We start from the raw sequence: 17,677 nt of genomic DNA, 5'->3' as shown, positions 1-17,677 counted from the left end.
CGGGTACCTACCTGCCGCACCCAACTTTTTAGCTCCCCTTCAGAGCAAGGGGCAGCGCAACAGACTTTAGGAAGGCATCAGATATGTCAACTCTTGAAATCAAGGACCTTCACGTTTCAGTGATCCTCGATGATGAAAACACCAAGCCGATTCTCAAAGGTGTAAACCTCACCATCAACTCCGGCGAAATCCACGCCATCATGGGCCCCAACGGCTCAGGTAAATCAACCTTGGCATCAACCATCGCTGGCCACCCCAAGTACGTTGTAGACTCCGGCGAGATTCTGCTCGACGGTGAAGACGTCACCGAAATGAGCGTGGACGAGCGCGCTCGCGCTGGCCTGTTCCTGGCGATGCAGTACCCCGTGGAAATCCCCGGCGTTACCATGTCGAACTTCCTGCGTTCAGCAAAGACCGCTATTGACGGTGAAGCACCCGCTCTGCGTACCTGGACCAAGGACGTCAAAGCAGCGATGGCTGATTTGAAGATCGACCCCGACTTCGTCTCACGTAATGTGAACGAAGGCTTCTCAGGTGGCGAGAAGAAGCGCCACGAAATTCTGCAGCTCGAACTGCTCAAGCCCAAGTTCGGTATTCTCGATGAGACCGACTCAGGTCTTGACGTAGACGCGCTGAAGGTTGTGTCAGAGGGTGTTAACCGCGCGCACGACAACAACGACATGGGGGTACTGCTGATTACCCACTACACTCGCATTCTTCGCTACATCAAGCCCGAATTCGTTCACGTATTCGTCGACGGCAAGATGGTAGATCAGGGCGGCCCCGAGCTGGCTGACCGCCTTGAAGAAGAGGGTTACGTCTCTTACATCGGAAAGTAGAGATAGCTCATGACTGAGACTACCGAAGCACCTGCTGGCGGGCGTCCGTCGCAGGAAGAAATCGAAGAAGCGCTGATGAACGTGATTGACCCCGAACTGGGCGTCAACATCGTTGATCTGGGTCTTCTCTACGGCATGCGCTGGAATGATGACAACGCTCTGATTCTAGACATGACCCTAACCACCGCCGCCTGCCCCCTGCAGGACGTCATCGAGGAACAGGTCGCACAGAACCTGGAAACCATGATTGACGAGTGGCACGTGAACTGGGTCTGGATGCCGCCGTGGGGCCCCGAGCGCATTACCGAAGACGGCCGCGACCAGATGCGCGCGCTGGGCTTCAACATCTAGTCCATCGCTAGAGACACCGCGAGGGGTCAGCTATCGTTCATCATCTTAGGGACTATTGAACGATAACTTACCCCTCGCGTTTTTTGTGAAATTAGCTTTAGCCGGTAGATAAGGCCTGATAGATAAGCTCGTGACCGCCTGCATCGGGGTGAATGCCGTCTATCAAATACTCGGGCAATTCCTCAAGTACGGGGTAGAGGTCGATAACGTCACGGTAGGTACGTGTTCCCCATGTCAATAGCAGGTTGCGGTAATCAAGCACCGTGGAAAGGCTGACAGAAACGCCAAAGTCTTGGGCAGCCTGTTCCGTATTCAACCATAGGGGTGTGAGGACGACGGGACGGCGTCCTTCGACTTCAAGAATGGTGCAGAGATTTTCAACTTCTTGGAGCAGAGCAGCAGATGAAGTGCCTGCGATGAGGTCGTTGATTCCTGCGCCGATGATTACGGTATCAATAGAGCGCCGAGCAAGTTCAGCCGGTGCGTAGTCGGCGAGATTGCTGAGTTTCTCGCCGGGAATAGCAAAGTTCCAGAGACGGTGGCGGTCTTCGTTGCGGGCAAGGTGAGTTGAATGCAATAGCTGCGCCCAGCCTCCCCGCGCGTCGGAACGACCGTAGGCAATGCCGTCACCAATGATGCCAATGCGTTCGGCAGATGCGAGGGGTCGAGCGTTCAGGTAGGCCCAGGCTTGGTTGCCGTCAGTGGTGAGGACGCGGCGGCGGGCATAAGCACTGACCTCATAGGCGTCTGCTTGGGTTAGCTGTTCGGAGCTAAGTGCAAGAAGTCCACCGTCGATGCTACTTCCCAGGTGGCTGGCAAGTCCGCGGTGTACGGCAAGTCCGCTTGCTGCAATAACGGCAGGGTCATTGATAGGTACCTCTGTGAAGTGCATGTTGGCAAGGGAACCCCGGCTGTGAGTGAGTGTGCTACCGAAGACGTACTGCTGCACTGCCGGATCGAGCAGGGTTCCGAAAGAAAAGAGGGGGAGCTGGTAAATCATAGTTTTAGGGTACACGCGATTGGCTGGCTGATGCGTTTGGTTGGGCAAAGTTGAGTAGGGTGCCCGGCGCACCAATTTAATAAGCTCAGCGCTCACAATTTTGCCCTGTAGCAGGGTACTCACAAGGTTTTCTGCGGGACCAATAATAATGAGGTTATCATCACTACAATCCTCATCGGTCTGGCTAAAAGTGAGGGTACTGCCGGAAGAATCAGGGTAATACATGAAGTGCTTATAGTCCTTAACAGGGTAAGGCTAGGGCAGGACATGATTCATGGTGGCGAAAATTTCGTGCCAGCCCGCCGGATAACCTGCTGACTTCAAGGGGGGCGTAATGCATACAATCTACCGTAAACCGTATTCTTAGCACCGTCTATAAAAGAGGTACAGCACATGCAGTCTTATCTAGTATCGCCCGAGCAGGCAAAGACGAGGGTGGAGGGGTTGGGTCTGAGCGCGCTTGATACGCGTCGTGCCTTGGTTTTTCTCTGAACGGGGCTATGATGAGGACCTCCCCTCCGGTTATGGGTCAGAACGCTATGTCAAGCGTTCGCAAGAACTAGCAAAAATCACCTACGGGGCACGCAAGATTACCCGCGAAGATCATGAAGGTCGCACAGAAATCGTGCGAGATAACCTGTGTTTCTACGGTGCACCGCACGTAGCCTTTCTCTTCATGCCCGAAATGGAAGGCACTGAGCGAGAAGCTGCCGATTTGGGTATGTATGCGCAGAACTTTCTGCTCTCACTGGCGGCTCACAGCTACCATGGCATTCCTCAGGCTGCAGTCTCCCTCTTTGCAGGTACTACCCGCAAGGCTCTGGGTGTGGAGCCTGGCTATAAGCTCCTCTTCGGCATTGCTTTTGGTTGCGGTAATGAAGAAGATGCCCTCTTCAACGCTCGCCCCGGCCGTGTAGAGCTCGCCGAATCCATCGTGCTGCACGGATACCCCCGGCGTCCTCTAGATGTCCTGTAAGAAAAAGACCCGCACCTGTTGTGCAACAGGTGCGGGTCTTTATGCAGTGTCTTACTGCTGAACCATGCGCGCGTCCAAACCGTACTGCTCGGGTGCTCCTACGTGCTCGCGCAGAGTTTCGCCCTCGTAGTCGGCATGGAAGAGACCGCGTTCCTGCAAAATCGGTACCACGCCATCCACAAACGCATCGATGCCGTCCTCATACGCATCGGGTGAGAACCAGAAACCATCGGCGGCTCCTGCCTCAAACCACTCGGTCAGGTGATCGGCGACCTCCTCGGCGGTGCCCACCGGTGAGGGGTGAAAATCAATGACGCCGTGGTAAAGAATATCGCGCACGCTCCACCCTTTGCGGGCGATTTCTAGTGCCTTGGCAGAGCGGGGGTCACCGGGGTTCGGACGCGCGTTAGCCAGGAATTCGGGGGAGAGCGGCTGGTCAAGATCATCAAGGGTGAGGGCAGTTCCGAGCATCATTCCCAAGTAACTCACGCGCTGACCAATATTAGGTTCCACGAACCTACCGCGACGATCCAGCGCCTCACGCTTGGTAGCAGCAACGGTCGGCATAACACCGGCAATAAACTTGACCTCATCGGGGTTGCGTCCGGCGCGTTCGGCGGCTGCGCGCACAGCGTTGCGCTGACGGATGGAATCCTCAATAGTGAAAGTCGCACCAATTACCACATTGGCGTAATTACCGGTAATAGTCAGTGAATTGGGGGAGCCTCCAGCATGGAAAATCACCGGCTGCCCCTGCTTGGACGGCGGGATAGGCAGCGGACCTGCAGAAGCTAAGTACTTGCCACTGAGGTTAATAGGGCGAATCTTGGATTTATCGGCAAAGATGCCCTTTTCGGCATCGGCTACCCAGGCATCTTTATCCCAGGAACCCCAGAGCGCCTGGGTGATTTGAATGAACTCGTGGGCACGACCGTAGCGATCTTCGCTGGATTGCATTTGTTCACCGAAGTTAGCCGCAGCACGCGGGTCAGAGCCGGTTACGGCGTTCCAGCCTATACGGCCACCGCTTATGACATCCAGGGTCTTGAGTTGGCGCGCCAGGTTGTAGGGAGCATTCCACGATGTTGAGGCGGTGGTTGCAAAACCAATGTTCTTGGTCTCACGCGCCATTGACGCAATGGTAATGAGTGGATCAAGAGTCATCTGAGGCGCTTCAGCATTCGATGCCTGAGTGTCATTTTGTGAATCGGGAAAGAAAATGAACTGGAACTTGCCGCGCTCCGCCTTTTGCGCGTAACGTACGTGTGCATCGAGATTGGCGTAGTTGAGTGGGTCAACACCGGGGAACTTCCATGCGGTAACTTGGGAGCCGTATCCGTTACCCATCTGCATACCGATGAGCATTTTTTTCTCTGACATTGTTCTTACCTTTCGGGGTGTTTTTCTTCTGAGAGATCTAAGGGATGAGGGTGAGTTAGGCAGCTAGTTGGTGCAGTGTACCGTCATGGAAAACCAGCGGACGCGCGTCGTCTTGGCGTTTGTGCGAGATAACTTTCCACAGGGTCATGATGTGATCGCCCGCTTCAAATGCCTGATTGAGCTCAACGATGAGGTGGGCTGCCGCTGCCGGGAGCACGAGTGAGCCATCACTGTTTTTCTGCACCTCTAGATTCTCGAAGCGCTCAGCGGTGGGGCGACGCAAAAGCTGGGCAGTGTCATAATCATCAGCACTCAGAAAGCTGATGCCCAAACGCTGTATCTTGTGTAGCTGCGGCCAGGTGGTGGAAGTGTGGGCGAAGCTGACGGTTACCAGGGGTGGTTCCAATGAAACAGTTGCGAAAGAGTTAGTGAGCATTCCTATCGGGGTGCCGTCAAGGTGACCTGCGGTCAGGGCAATGCCGGTGGGGTAGATGCCGAAGGTCTTGCGTAAGTTGTGAGAGCTGTGTGAAGTGATAGTCATGCTTCAACCTTTCTAAGTGGAGAATATTTCCGTTTATAAAAAGGACTATACGGAAGCGCTCTCCACTTTTCAAGTGTAGAATGAGACCATGAACTTAAAAACAACAGAAAACACCAAAAAACCCCGCGCTGATGCGGTTAAAAACCGCCAAAAAATTCTTGACGTAGCCCGCATATCCTTCGAAACTGACGGCGTTAACATCTCCATGGACGCCATCGCTAAAGCCGCCGGGGTAGGAGTAGGAACCCTCTACCGCAACTTCCCCAACCGTGAAACTCTCATCGCCGCGGTCCTTGACGAAAAAACAGTCAAAGCCCCCGATATCACTCCGGAAATCACGAGCGACCCAGCAGCGTCACTTCAGGCGCTGACCGCTTGGTTGCGCGCGCTCGCTGACTGGTTTGCTACTTACGAAGGGCTGACCGAACCCATGCGCCGGGCGGTTGAAGAATACAATTCACCGCTCAATATGCAGTGTCAGGACGTGATTGCTCAGTTGGATGCGCTGCTGGAACCTGTGCAGCGGGCTGGGCTGGTGCGTCCCGAGGTAACCGGGCGTGAACTCTATCTGGCAACTTTGGGTATGGCATGGGCTGCCCAGCACAGTGAGAACCCTGAAGTGCTGTACGAACTGCTTGCCACCGGCTGGCGTTCACCCGGTATGTGAAGGCGTTATACTGCGTAAGCGCAGGGCTGGCACCGAGCTGACACCCAAGGATCTAATCCTGGCACCGCGACATACGAAAAACCCACCGATCATCGTAGAATTCTCTACCGTCTCTGGTGGGTTTTTGCTATCGCTAGATAGGTTTAGTCTTCTGGTAGCCCGCGGGCGCTGAGCGCGTCCCCGGTGTGGTGAGCGTAAGCAACAGCCGAAATCACCCAGGGAATCAGCAACCGGTGCGGGGCAGGGGAGACACCGCGAGCTGCTGCCGCCTGCTTGAGCAGCTCGTACTCGTTGAAGAGCACCGGGATCGAGCGAATCATCAGCGCCAAAGCAAGGGCGAACCTGTCCGTCTTAATGCCAACCAGCCGCAGAGGCGAAATGAGATGCAGAAAACCGTCAATGAGGGTCGGCAGGGCGGTGGTAGTGAGTAGGATGCGTGATGCGGCAACAACGGCAAGAAGAGTGAAGATGACATCTGCACCTGTTGGTAGCGTTCTGGTGAGGGTGTAAAAAATAATCAGAATCGCCAGAATCCACCCCAGGGGAGCAAATGAATGCCACCAAGATTTAATGGAAACCCCTCCCGCTGCCCCGATAGCAACAACAATGACGAGGGCAACGGTGCTAATCCACCACTGGCGAGTCAGCGCCAGCGTCAGACTCAAGGCCAGCAAGAAAAGACCTTTAGTCCACAGGGGTGCCCTGTGAACCGGGGTAGTGCCGGGGCAGTAAGTGCCAAAGAGCTGCTGACCGGTCACAGCTCACCTACCGGCTCTGCCGGGAAGCCCTGAGCGCACCACAGGCGATACTGCTCGATGACAGCATCAGTAGGCCCTTTACACCAGAGCCTGCCTTCATGAATCACCACAGCTTCATCGCACCTAGCGGCAAGTTCGAGATCGTGGGTACTCATTACCAGCTGCTGATTTAAGGAATCAAGAACTTCAAACAGGCGCAACCGATTACGAAGATCAAGCAGGGTCGTTGGCTCATCCAGCAACAAAATCTCAGGTTCCACCGCTAAAACGGCAGAAAGAGCAACCAGTTGCTGCTCGCCCCCTGAAAGGTCGTAGACGCTGGAGTGGGCGCGATCGCCCAACCCGCGTGTTTCGAGCAGCTCCAGCGCGCGCGTCCGGCGCTGGGTGGCATCGGTGATGACCGAGCGCAGGGAAAGCTCTAAATCTTCAACCGGTGTGGGCATCAGCAGCTGCGCCAGCGGATTAGAAAACAGCAAGCCCACCCGCGAGCGCACTGCGCTTTCATTGCCCGCTACCTCAACACCATCAACTGTGATAGAGCCACTGCTGGCAGTATTAATGCCGTTAATGAGTTTGAGAACGGAAGACTTGCCACTGCCATTGAGCCCCAGCAAAGCGGTGGAGGGTGCCGTGAGGGTTAGTGAGAGAGCCTCAATAATAGTGTGCTGCCCCAGAGCGTCTGCGAAGGACGCGGCGTTAAAGGCGATTCCCGCCCCCTGGCAAAAAGTGGGGGCGGGTTTCGGGGTTTTCTGAGTGCGAAAAAAACGCATAGTGCTGATTGTAGGTTACTTGCCGGCAAGCTGTGGGAATGCGCGGTGAACGGCAACAGCAACCAGCGCTGCCAACACGCCTTTGATAAGGTCACCGGGAATATAGATAATAGCGGCAGAGAATGCTGCCCCAAGGGTGAGGTGGGCATTGACCATCATGCCAACGATTCCCATTCCTGTAATGATGAGTAAAGCGATGCAGGTTGCCGCGAACTGTCCGAAGAAACCTGCAAGATGTGCGCGGTACTTGCGAATAAGCATGTAGCCCACCAAGCCTGCGACAGCCGCCGCTACGGGATAGCTCAGCAGATAACCGGCGGAGGGACCTGCCAGTACACCAACACCGGAGCCGCCACGAGCAAACACCGGCAAACCAATGAAGCCAGCTATCAGGTAGAGGGTGCAGGCTGCTGCACCTCGCCGGGGACCCAGAACGAGCATCGCGATATAGACGCCGAGGGTCTGTAAGGTGATAGGAACACCAACCGGTCCGATCGGAATCGCGGGTAGAAGGGCACAGGCGGCAATAAGGGCAGCAAAAACAGCGACAAGCGCAATAGAGGTACCCGCAGAAGTGGGGCGGGCAGAGGTATGTGTTGAACTCATGCACTCACTATAAACACTTTTTGAACAGTGTTCAAAACGGGCAGGGTGACCTGTTCCACCGCCTCAAACCCACCCGCCAACCGTTAGACTATAAAAAGCTTAAAAATGCTGAGCCGCGCCCCTGCTCCGTACAGGGAAAACGCGTAACTCACCGCCACGCACACTTTGTCTCGATAAGGATACCCTCTTGATTACAGTCACCAACCTTGAACTGCGCGCTGGCGCTCGCCTGCTGATGGATGAAGTGAACTTCCGTATCGACAAAGGCGACAAGATTGGCTTGGTGGGCAGAAACGGCGCTGGAAAAACAACCATGACCAAGGTTCTCGCCGGGCAGACCCTGCCTGCTGATGGCGATGTAACCCGCAGCGGCAAAATTGGTTACCTGCCGCAGGATCCTAAAGTCGAAGATATGGAGCAGCTTGCGAAAGACCGCATTTTCTCTGCTCGCGGTCTGGACGGTGTGGCGAGTCGGATGCGCCGCGCCCAAGAGATGATGGCAAGTGAAGACCCTGCCGAGCACGCTAAGGGAATGCGTCAGTATGACCGTCTGGAAGCTGAGTTTATTGCCGGTGGTGGGTACGCTGCTGAATCTGAAGCAGCAACTATTACCTCAAATCTTGATTTGCCGGAGCGTCTTTTGCATCAGCCCCTGCGCACTCTTTCAGGTGGTCAGCGTCGCCGTGTGGAACTAGCGCGCATCCTCTTTTCTGATGCCGATATTATGCTGCTCGATGAGCCCACTAACCACTTGGATGCTGACTCTGTCATCTGGCTGCGCGAATTTTTGAAGAATTTTCAGGGCGGGCTGCTGGTGATTAGTCACGACGTTGAGCTCATGGAGCTAGTGGTTAACAAGGTCTTCTACCTGGACGCCAACCGCGCGGTCATCGATATTTACAACATGGGTTGGAAGAATTACCTGACCCAGCGTGAGCAGGACGCTGCCCGTCGCAAGCGCGAGCGTGCCAACGCCGAGAAGAAGGCGGGAGCTTTGATGCAGCAGGCTGAGAAGATGCGAGCCAAGGCAACGAAGGCTGCTGCTGCCCAGCAGATGATTAAGCGCGCTGAAAAACTGATGCGAGGGCTTGAAGAAGAGCAGGTTGTTGATAAGGTCGCTGCGATTCGCTTTCCTGACCCTGCGCCCTGCGGTAAGACTCCGCTGACTGCTCAGGACCTTTCGAAGTCCTACGGTTCGCTGGAGATTTTCACCAACGTTGATTTGGCAATTGACCGCGGTTCACGGGTGGTGGTGCTGGGTCTTAATGGTGCCGGTAAAACTACCTTGCTGCGCATGCTGGCAAAGACTACTCAGCCTGATACCGGTGAGGTGACTTACGGGCACGGGGCGAAGGTTGGTTATTTTGCGCAGGAACACGAAATTTTGGATCACGACCGCACTGTCTTTGAGAATATGAAGTCGGCGGCACCGGATTTAGACGATACGCGCGTGCGCACCATTCTCGGTTCTTTCTTGTTCTCGGGTGATGATGTTGATAAGCCCGCCGGTGTTCTTTCCGGTGGTGAGAAGACCCGCTTGTCGCTGGCGACCCTGGTGGCTTCATCGGCAAATGTCTTGTTGCTGGATGAGCCGACCAACAACCTTGACCCGGCATCGCGCGAAGAGATTCTGAATGCGTTGGCAAGTTATAAAGGTGCTATTGTGATGGTTTCGCATGATGAGGGCGCTGTTGAGGCTCTCAATCCCGAGCGTGTGCTGATGCTGCCTGATGCTGTTGAGGATCTGTGGAACAAGGAATACCAGGATCTTATTTCTCTCGCCTAGTCGGTGAATGATGCCTCCTGTTTTTCATCGGGCGGACGCGCGCAGTTTCCTACCAAGGGGGCTGCGCGCGTTTGTGTTTATGTGGTTTCGCACAGTGTGTCTTGAAATATGAAAGACTCACTCGTTATAAGCCTCATAATAATATGGTATTACCCTTGAAAAGTATACAAAACCCACATCTTGGGCTTCTGTGGTTTCCCACAAACCCTTGAAGCTTGCGTTTTGCCCTGGATAAGATGCCGGTGTTGAGTGCAAAGACTCACGAAACACTGATGAATAGGTGCCATCACAAAGAGGTGTTGGCACAGTGAACAGTTCTTATTGTTCTTAAGTTGGTGCGGGTAACCGCGCGGGTGAGGGCGAGAGAACTGTGAGATGAAAGGATGAAATCCGTGGTTGGCTCATACGCAATGTACCCCGCACAGGTTGAGGGTGTAGAGGTTGATGTTTTCTGGTCAGAAGGCGACGATAACTAAGAGCGTCAAGATATCAGAGATGATTCTGAAAAATAAGCCGGTTACCTAGGGTGACTGCTTAAGAATTGAACCGCCGGTGCAGTTCCTCTTGCTACACCGGCGATTTCTCTTTTTGAAAAACTTCTTCTTTTGTGGGTGGTTGGTGGGTTAGGTACCTAAGAGAGCGGAGGAGAACTCTAGGGGGTAGCTGCTAAAAATGCTGAAGAAAGCACCGGCGTACCAGAGGATGTAGAGGGTAACAGCTGAGGTGATCATGTTTTCTCGTGCTGAACCGGCATCTCCTAAAACAGGTAGGGCGAAGTAGCCGCTTTTGCGCCATATTTTGGTGGGCACCGGGGGCTTGATGACTAATGGCCAGAGGATGTTGACCCCGCGGGTGGTTAGCATATCGCCAAGAATATGAACAATGCACCCGGTAAAAATTGCCCAGGGGATCAGCCACAGGCTTTGCGTGGTCCAGGCAAGATACCCCAGCCCGATAGCACCAATCCATCCACCGGGGGCACCAAAGACCCGCAGAGCAAGACCTCCGGCGAACCCGGTAAGAATCAGTGATATCCAGGGGATGCCCTGATAAGAAAGCTCTTGTGCGAAGTAGGCGATAGCCCAAAAGACGAGAACGCCAAGAATGGAGTGAGTGCCTTTGCGGTGACCGCCGCTGATCGTAGCAATCAGCGCTACAGCAATGTTGGTGAGCGGCGGGATGGAGTGGGCGATGGTTCCTTTTTTGTGGTCGGCGTCGGGGAACATGCCCGCCCCGGCGCACGCTAGGGTCGTGACAACCAAGGTGCTCGCGTCCTGGGTGGGTGTAATTCCTAGCTCGTGTAAGAGAAGCCATGCCCCGGCGGCGGTGACAGAGTGGGAATATCCCATCATGGTGGTGGCTCCTTAGGGCTTTCGGTGCGGGTGGTGAATAAGCTAGGGTATAAAAATAGCACAGTTCGAATATATATTCGAACTGTGCTGTGGTAGTACGCAACCTAAAGACAGCGCAATCTCTATATGCCCAGGGAATCGAGGTAAGCGTCCTCTTCATCTTCATCGGTACGACGTTTTTTACTGCGGGCAGGAGCCGGGCGCATGATGGATTTCAGATGTGAGGGCATATCATCAACCATCTGCATTTTGCGGATGATGATATCCTCGTCCTCTTCGCCGACGTAGTTGCCTTCTTCGTCGTAGAACTGCCCGTAGTACTTCTCAAGTTCAGCAGCCAACTGAGCGTCCAGCTCATCGTTGCGCACCTTTTGACGTGCAGACCAGGCGTAGACCACGTAAATCAAAATAGCGAAAGCGTACCACTGCATGGAGTAAGAAAGATTGGGGCCGGTATCTTGCTCCGGAGCTTCTTTGACAATGGGGGTACTGGGCACCGCAGGGTCTTCACTCACCAATAGACCGTAGGCAGCTTCACCCACCGGCACCCCTGTCATCTTGGCAAGGTCAGGCAGGTAAATGGAAGCAATCTGCCCTTCGGGTGCGCCCCTGCCGGTATCCATCTCACTGTTGTGGTACCTCGCCACAATCGTGACCTCACCGGCAGGGGGAGCGTCAACCTCCTGCTCAGGAGCCAACGCATCACCAAAACCAGCAGGCACCCAACCGCGCGAAATCAACACAGCCTCACCCTGCACCGTCACAAACGGAACCAGCACCTCAAACCCGTTCACCCCGTGATACGGACGGTTGCGTGCTAACACCTGCTCATCGCTGACATACTCACCACGCAGAGTTATAGGCTGCCACTTCAACTGCTCATCAAAAGTATCAAAAGCACCCTCATGCTCACTAAGATTCACCGGAGAAGCATTGAAATTATCGGCAATCAGCTGATTACGGTAATCGACCTCTTCTTTACGCTCCATCTGCCAATTCGCTAAAAACAAACACAGAATCGAGAACGCAACACACAGGGCAAAAGCCCCCACCCACTTACCCGAGAGCAAAAAACGATACACGGTCATCAAACCTTAGAAATAGAAACCATCAGGAGCTCAACTCGCTCTCAAAAGGCTCTGTCGCACGGTGAAACCCGCGTGACGCCAAAAAATCCTCAAGATACCTGCGATGCTCCTGGCACGCCAACCACACCTTACGACGCGACGGCTCGTGAATCTTCGGATTATTCCACACCACCTGCCACTGAGCCGATAACTGGCACCCCTTACGCGAGCACTTAGCCACAGGCACCTCGGCAGCACCTAAACGCAAACTATCAAAAATATTCACGATCAGTCCCCATCAGTTGCGGTAACAATCTCACCATCAATTACCACCGGCTCAGCATCGTCTGCGCCGCTGCTCTGCGAACTTTCACCGCGCGTCCTATCAGCTTCTGCACTTGACTGAGCGGACGCGTCCGCCCGCGGTGAGGGGCTAGCGGCAAGTGCTAGTTGCTGCTCGGGGGAGAGGTGCTGCATGAATTCCCCGCCACCACGCGCCCTGTCATTACCGTTAGCTAGCATGACTGCACCCCACGGTAGAATGGCTGCCAGCGCAATGAAACCCCACCTCAGCCAGCCATCGACAATGCAGGCAAGAACAATACAGACAATACGCAAAAACATTCGAAAGGCGTACTGGCGTGCTCTGCGATCAACATCTACGGAGTGCTTGGTGTTCGCCTCAGTAATTGAGTACACCTGCGGCTCTTGTGCAATGAAACCGAGGTCGGCAAGTTCCTTCTCGGTCCAAATTTTTTGAGTAGCCATGAGCCCCTTTACCGCTGTAAAACTAAAAAATTACGCTGGTATCTAGACTACTACCTGTACTGATAGCGACCGTAACCTTGCATCGAATCTCCAGCGAAAAAACAGCGCGATGCGTAGCCAGGGTTCAAGGCGGCTCTTCGCGGTGATGACAGGCGTTTGCGGCGACTAGGAACCGCTTTTTTGAAATTTTTCCGCAAAAATTTCTAAAAACTTACTGTTTTGGGGCTCCCCGTGTAGTAAACACAGCCCACCAAGCGCGTAAACTTGAGCGAAAGATATCGGATCTCACCCTCGCACACAGCGCGAGAGAAAACGAGTGTACCACAATGACTACAGCTCAGACTGTTCTGGTAACCGGCGGCAACCGCGGCATTGGTTACGCTATTGCCACCGAGTTTAAAAAGGCTGGCCACAACGTTGCCATCACCTACCGTTCGGGTGAGCCCCCAGCAGAGTTCTTTGCGGTAAAAGCTGATGTTACCGACGCGGCATCAATCGATGAGGCATTCAAGCAGGTTGAGGCAGAATTCGGCCCCGTTGAGGTTCTGGTAGCTAACGCCGGTATCACCAAAGACACTCTGTTAATGCGCATGAGCGAAGAAGACTTCACCTCGGTGCTTGATACCAATCTGACCGGTGCTTTCCGCGTCGTTAAGCGCGCCACCAAGGGCATGCTCAAGCTCAAGCACGGACGCATCATCTTGATTTCATCAGTGGTGGGTCTATATGGCGGCGTAGGTCAGGTCAACTACTCATCGTCCAAGGCAGCCCTGGTGGGCATGGCTCGCTCTATCACCCGCGAACTGGGCTCACGCGACATCACCGCCAACGTTGTGGCACCCGGTTTTATTCAGACTGAAATGACCGACGTGCTCTCAGACGATCTCAAGAAACAGTACATCGACTCAATTCCCGCCAAACGCTTTGCAGCTCCCGAAGAAGTCGCGCAAGTCGTTCGTTGGCTATCCTCTGATGAAGCCACCTACATCTCAGGCGCTGTTATTCCCGTTGACGGCGGCCTCGGCATGGGTCACTAAATCCCTCACCTGAACGCATCTTTCCCTGTAATACTTTCTAAGGATTTTTATGTCACTTACTGATAAGACCATCATCATCACCGGCTCATCACGCGGCGTGGGCGCAGACACCGCCCAGATTCTGGCTGAAGCCGGCGCCAATATCGTGGTGAACTACCGTTCCAAGGCACCGCGCGCTAACAAAGTCGTTGCAGCCATCGAAGAAAAAGGTGGCAAAGCTATTGCCGTCGGCGCGGACGTTACCAACACTGAAGACGTAACCACCCTCATCGACACCGCTATCGATACCTACGGCTCACTGGACTACCTGATCCTCAACGCCTCCGGCGGCATGGAAACCAACATGGGCGAAGACTACGCCATGCGCCTGAACCGCGACGCGCAGCTGAACTTCGCCCGCGCCGCGGCCGAAAAAATGAACGAAGGCGGGCGCATCGTCTTCGTTACCAGCCACCAGGCACACTTCATCCACAAGGTGGAGACCATGCCCGAGTACAAGCCCGTGGCAGAATCCAAAAAGGCAGGTGAAGAAGCACTGCTCGCTGAAATCCCCGCCCTTACCGAAAAAGGCATCTCACTGGTTGTCGTCTCAGCTGACATGATCGAAGGCACCGTCACCGCAACCCTACTTAACCGCCTGCGCCCCGGCGCACTCGATGCCCGTCGCGAAGCAGCAGGCAAACTCTACACCGTCAACGAATTCGCCCACGAAGTAGCAAAGATGGTCACCGCCGAGGTCGAAACCGGTCACATCGAACTGGTCGGCGGTGCCAAGGGCTTCATTGACTAAAACCCCATACTTGTGATGGGCTCTCGCCTGTCGGCACTCAAAGAACAAGAGCTGAGGCTCACCTTGATACACAAAGGTGAGCCCCAGCTCTTTTTATATACGTTTACTCTCATGAGCTTATATCTTCATCGAGTGTGTATGGGCTAACCTGCGAGGAACCAATAAAGAGTTTTTCACCCAGGGGGAATAGGACGAATTTCTACTACAAGCCTACAAAATGACGCACCGCGTCCAAGCGCTGGATCTCAATACGCGCATCCGCAACCTCAGCCAAAGCGCTCTTAGAATTGAACCCAATACCCAAGGCAGCCGCCTCAACCATCAAAATATCGTTAGCGCCATCACCCACAGCAATAACCTGATCCTTCGAGACGCCCTCTTCCTTAGCCCACTCCTGCAAAGCATCCTTCTTCGCCTGACCATCAATGATATCGCCCAAGAGCCCACCGGTGAGCACCCCGTTCTCAATCTCAAGAACATTCGCCCGCGCATAGGAAAGATTCAAACGCTGAGCCACCGGCTTAAGCACCTGCACAAAACCACCAGAGACCACAGCCACCGGGTAATCCCGCTCCAAGAAAGCCTCCACCAAAGCAGTCGCACCAGGAGTCAACACAATACGCGCAGCAACCTCATCCACTACATGCTCCGACAACCCCTCCAAAACACCCACACGCGTCCGCAACGAATGCTCAAAATCAATCTCACCACGCATCGCCTGCTCCGTCACCGACGCAACAGCCTCAGCACGCCCAGCATGACCCGCCAACTCATCAATAACCTCCTGACAAATCAGCGTCGAATCAACATCCATCACCAGCAACTTCTTCTCATCACTACTCAGCTCAGGATCAACCACGCTCACCTCAAAGCCCTCCAACAAAACATCCTCACGCACATTAACAGCCGCGCGAAGATCAGCCAAAGAACCCCTAAACTTACCCTCAGCCACATACACCGCATAAGCAGGCCCCGCGGCCTCACCCTCACACTCACTCGCAGGAACATCTATCATGATCCCCGCCTCGATCTCCAAACCCTCAATAGAGCTCAGACCCGCAAACAAATCACCCTCGCCCGCAACACGCACAGCACCATCAACACTTAAAGCAACAATCTTTACATTCGTCATACCCCCCATAATACGTGCCACCCACCACACACCACCACACACCCAAAAAATTCACCACCCACCCCCAAAAACCACTACACTAAAAACCATGACCTCAGTACTCACACTCTCAAACGTCACCGTCACCCGAGGCACCAAAAACCTCCTCAAAAACATCACCTGGAACGTCAACGACGACGAACGCTGGGTAATCCTCGGCCCCAACGGCGCAGGCAAATCAACCCTCCTCTCCATCGCAGCAGCCCGCCTCCACCCCACCCGAGGCGAAGTAGACATCCTCGACGAAATCCTCGGCGCCGTCGACGTCTTCGAACTACGCCCCCGCATCGGCATCTCATCCGCCGCGCTCGCCACCCAAATTCCCGGCGACGAAACCGTCCTCAACACCGTCGTCACCGCAGCCTACGGCGTGCAAGGACGCTGGAACGAAGAATACGACTCAATGGATGAAACCCAAGCCCGAGAACTCCTCTCAGCCTGGGGCATGACAGACCTCACCGACCGCCCCTTCGGCACCCTCTCAGAAGGCGAACGCAAACGCACCCTCATCGCCCGCGCCCTCATGACCGACCCCGAACTACTCCTTCTCGATGAACCAGGCGCAGGCATGGACATCGCCGGACGCGAAGACCTCGTCGCACGCCTCACCGAACTAGCACAAGACACCTACGCACCGGCAACCATCCTCGTCACCCACCACCTCGAAGAAGTCCCCGCCGGTTTCACCCACGCACTACTCCTCAAAGACGGACAAATCGTAGCAGCAGGCCCCATCGAAGAAACCATCACCGAAGCCAACCTAGCTACCACCTACGGCATGGATCTCACCCTCACCCAAACCGACAAAGGACGCTACAGCGCCTTCGCCCGCTAACCAACCCACACCACCACCCACGCATCAGGCGCGTTCACCCACAGAACGCGCCTGAACCCATATACACCCCGCAAGAGAAACCATGAAACCCAAACAACTCACCCCCACACAACTCCAAGAACGCACCCAACGCATCCACGCCCTACCCAACACCCACCCCCTCACTCAGACACCAGAAACTGACACCCGCCACTACACCTCACTCACCGACGTCAAACTACGCTCCACTCAAGAAACCCAATGGGGCATCTACATCGCAGAATCTTCCAAAGTCATCCGCCGAGCACTCGCTGCAGGACACCAACCCCACTCCTTCCTCATGAGCGAAAAATGGGCAGACGACCTGCACGACCTACTCACCCAATACCCCACCACACCCGCCTACATCGGCAGCGAAGAAGAACTCGAAACCATCACCGGCTACCACCTGCACAGAGGTGCGCTCGCCGCCATGCAACGCCCCGAACCAATGGCTCTGGGGGAGTTACTCAAAGATGCACGCCGCATCGCAATTCTTGAAGACATTGTGGATCACACCAATGTGGGTGCTATCTTTCGATCCGCAGCGGCACTTGATGTGGATGCGGTTCTTGTAACCCCGCGCTGCGCTGACCCCCTCTACCGCCGTTCTATCAAGGTCTCAATGGGCACTGTCTTTCAGGTACCGTGGGCACGCCTGGAGAGCTGGCCGGACGCACTCGACCAGCTGCACGAGCTGGGGTTCACTACTGCCGCTCTAGCACTTGAAGAGGATTCTTTGAGCCTCACCGAACTAGCAGAACGCCACGACGAAAAACTAGCGCTCATTCTGGGAACCGAAGGGCACGGGCTTTCACCCCAGACCCTGGCGAAGACTCAGCATACCGTCATGATTCCCATGAGCCACGGAGTGGACTCACTCAACGTCGCAGCCGCCAGTGCCGTCGCTTTCTGGGAGACACGTCCGCGCTAGGGCAATCGTGCTGCACCTGAGGTGATTAAGG

The 17,677-nt window shown here is 54.8% G+C and carries 20 protein-coding genes; 9 read left to right on the top strand and 11 right to left on the bottom strand.

Going from position 1 to position 17,677, the window contains the following annotated elements; all coding sequences use genetic code 11:
- Positions 1-83: 83 nt before the first annotated feature.
- The gene (sufC, locus tag JTP09_RS00930; protein WP_204876027.1) at positions 84-839 is read left to right on the top strand and encodes a Fe-S cluster assembly ATPase SufC; all 756 of its coding nucleotides are present in this window, start codon (positions 84-86) and stop codon (positions 837-839) included.
- Between the two features lie 9 nt (positions 840-848).
- Complete coding sequence (locus JTP09_RS00925; protein WP_204876024.1) at positions 849-1,190, top strand: metal-sulfur cluster assembly factor; 342 nt, start codon at positions 849-851, stop codon at positions 1,188-1,190.
- Between the two features lie 97 nt (positions 1,191-1,287).
- Here JTP09_RS00925 and JTP09_RS00920 read toward each other — a convergent pair whose 3' ends face one another.
- Positions 1,288-2,415, bottom strand: a complete 1,128-nt coding sequence (locus tag JTP09_RS00920; protein ID WP_204876022.1) for an SGNH/GDSL hydrolase family protein — start codon at positions 2,413-2,415, stop codon at positions 1,288-1,290.
- 247 nt (positions 2,416-2,662) lie between these two features.
- Between JTP09_RS00920 and JTP09_RS10145 the strand changes: the two genes are divergently transcribed.
- Positions 2,663-3,166: a nitroreductase family protein gene (locus JTP09_RS10145; RefSeq protein WP_204876020.1), complete on the top strand. Its 504-nt coding sequence runs from the start codon at positions 2,663-2,665 to the stop codon at positions 3,164-3,166.
- A gap of 51 nt (positions 3,167-3,217) precedes the next feature.
- Here the strand turns inward: JTP09_RS10145 and JTP09_RS00910 are convergent, their stop codons facing one another.
- Together JTP09_RS00910 and JTP09_RS00905 are read right to left on the bottom strand one after the other, a co-directional pair.
- Positions 3,218-4,546 carry an NtaA/DmoA family FMN-dependent monooxygenase gene (locus JTP09_RS00910; RefSeq protein ID WP_204876018.1) on the bottom strand — a complete coding sequence of 443 codons (1,329 nt, stop codon included), beginning with the start codon at positions 4,544-4,546 and terminating at the stop codon, positions 3,218-3,220.
- Positions 4,547-4,601: 55 nt separating this feature from the next.
- Complete coding sequence (locus JTP09_RS00905; protein ID WP_204876009.1) at positions 4,602-5,087, bottom strand: flavin reductase family protein; 486 nt, start codon at positions 5,085-5,087, stop codon at positions 4,602-4,604.
- An 88-nt stretch (positions 5,088-5,175) separates the two neighbouring features.
- On the opposite strand from JTP09_RS00905, the gene JTP09_RS00900 reads away from it, so the two are divergent.
- Complete coding sequence (locus tag JTP09_RS00900; RefSeq protein ID WP_204876007.1) at positions 5,176-5,754, top strand: TetR/AcrR family transcriptional regulator; 579 nt, start codon at positions 5,176-5,178, stop codon at positions 5,752-5,754.
- A 143-nt stretch (positions 5,755-5,897) separates the two neighbouring features.
- Here JTP09_RS00900 and JTP09_RS00895 read toward each other — a convergent pair whose 3' ends face one another.
- Genes JTP09_RS00895 through JTP09_RS00885 form a run of 3 tightly spaced genes read right to left on the bottom strand, consistent with a single transcriptional unit; the run spans position 5,898 to position 7,888 of the window.
- On the bottom strand, positions 5,898-6,512 hold the full coding sequence (locus JTP09_RS00895; RefSeq protein WP_204876006.1) for an energy-coupling factor transporter transmembrane protein EcfT: 615 nt from the start codon (positions 6,510-6,512) through the stop codon (positions 5,898-5,900).
- Positions 6,509-7,282, bottom strand: a complete 774-nt coding sequence (locus JTP09_RS00890) for an energy-coupling factor ABC transporter ATP-binding protein (RefSeq protein WP_204876004.1) — start codon at positions 7,280-7,282, stop codon at positions 6,509-6,511. The genes JTP09_RS00895 and JTP09_RS00890 overlap by 4 nt, the downstream gene beginning before the upstream one ends.
- Before the next feature lie 15 nt (positions 7,283-7,297).
- Positions 7,298-7,888 (bottom strand): biotin transporter BioY, encoded by a 591-nt coding sequence (locus tag JTP09_RS00885; RefSeq protein WP_204876002.1) that lies wholly within the window; start codon positions 7,886-7,888, stop codon positions 7,298-7,300.
- A 187-nt stretch (positions 7,889-8,075) separates the two neighbouring features.
- Between JTP09_RS00885 and abc-f the strand changes: the two genes are divergently transcribed.
- Complete coding sequence (abc-f, locus tag JTP09_RS00880) at positions 8,076-9,674, top strand: ribosomal protection-like ABC-F family protein (protein ID WP_204876000.1); 1,599 nt, start codon at positions 8,076-8,078, stop codon at positions 9,672-9,674.
- A 623-nt stretch (positions 9,675-10,297) separates the two neighbouring features.
- Here the strand turns inward: abc-f and JTP09_RS00875 are convergent.
- From JTP09_RS00875 to JTP09_RS00860, 4 genes are all read right to left on the bottom strand, one after another.
- On the bottom strand, positions 10,298-11,026 hold the full coding sequence (locus tag JTP09_RS00875; RefSeq protein ID WP_204875996.1) for a metal-dependent hydrolase: 729 nt from the start codon (positions 11,024-11,026) through the stop codon (positions 10,298-10,300).
- A gap of 122 nt (positions 11,027-11,148) precedes the next feature.
- Entirely contained in the window at positions 11,149-12,114 is a 966-nt protein-coding gene (locus tag JTP09_RS00870) for an SURF1 family protein (protein WP_204875995.1), read from the bottom strand.
- A gap of 22 nt (positions 12,115-12,136) precedes the next feature.
- Positions 12,137-12,379 (bottom strand): hypothetical protein, encoded by a 243-nt coding sequence (locus JTP09_RS00865; RefSeq protein WP_204875994.1) that lies wholly within the window; start codon positions 12,377-12,379, stop codon positions 12,137-12,139.
- A gap of 2 nt (positions 12,380-12,381) precedes the next feature.
- Positions 12,382-12,861 carry a DUF3099 domain-containing protein gene (locus JTP09_RS00860; RefSeq protein ID WP_204875993.1) on the bottom strand — a complete coding sequence of 160 codons (480 nt, stop codon included), beginning with the start codon at positions 12,859-12,861 and terminating at the stop codon, positions 12,382-12,384.
- Positions 12,862-13,187: 326 nt separating this feature from the next.
- Here JTP09_RS00860 and JTP09_RS00855 point away from each other — a divergent pair, with 326 nt between their 5' ends.
- The gene (locus tag JTP09_RS00855; RefSeq protein ID WP_204875992.1) at positions 13,188-13,898 is read left to right on the top strand and encodes a beta-ketoacyl-ACP reductase; all 711 of its coding nucleotides are present in this window, start codon (positions 13,188-13,190) and stop codon (positions 13,896-13,898) included.
- Positions 13,899-13,947: 49 nt separating this feature from the next.
- Positions 13,948-14,688: an SDR family oxidoreductase gene (locus tag JTP09_RS00850; protein ID WP_204875990.1), complete on the top strand. Its 741-nt coding sequence runs from the start codon at positions 13,948-13,950 to the stop codon at positions 14,686-14,688.
- Between the two features lie 202 nt (positions 14,689-14,890).
- On the opposite strand, the gene serB is transcribed toward JTP09_RS00850, so the two are convergent.
- Complete coding sequence (gene serB / locus JTP09_RS00845; RefSeq protein WP_204875988.1) at positions 14,891-15,820, bottom strand: phosphoserine phosphatase SerB; 930 nt, start codon at positions 15,818-15,820, stop codon at positions 14,891-14,893.
- Positions 15,821-15,908: 88 nt separating this feature from the next.
- Between serB and JTP09_RS00840 the strand changes: the two genes are divergently transcribed.
- Together JTP09_RS00840 and JTP09_RS00835 are read left to right on the top strand one after the other, a co-directional pair.
- On the top strand, positions 15,909-16,694 hold the full coding sequence (locus JTP09_RS00840; RefSeq protein ID WP_204875986.1) for an ABC transporter ATP-binding protein: 786 nt from the start codon (positions 15,909-15,911) through the stop codon (positions 16,692-16,694).
- An 82-nt stretch (positions 16,695-16,776) separates the two neighbouring features.
- Positions 16,777-17,646, top strand: coding sequence for an RNA methyltransferase (locus JTP09_RS00835; RefSeq protein WP_204875984.1), 870 nt, complete (start codon positions 16,777-16,779; stop codon positions 17,644-17,646).
- The last annotated feature ends 31 nt before the right edge of the window (positions 17,647-17,677 follow it).

Source organism: Rothia sp. ZJ1223, from assembly GCF_016900985.1.
Classification (GTDB): Bacteria; Actinomycetota; Actinomycetes; order Actinomycetales; family Micrococcaceae; genus Rothia.
This window is presented reverse-complemented; position numbering and strand designations above follow the sequence as displayed.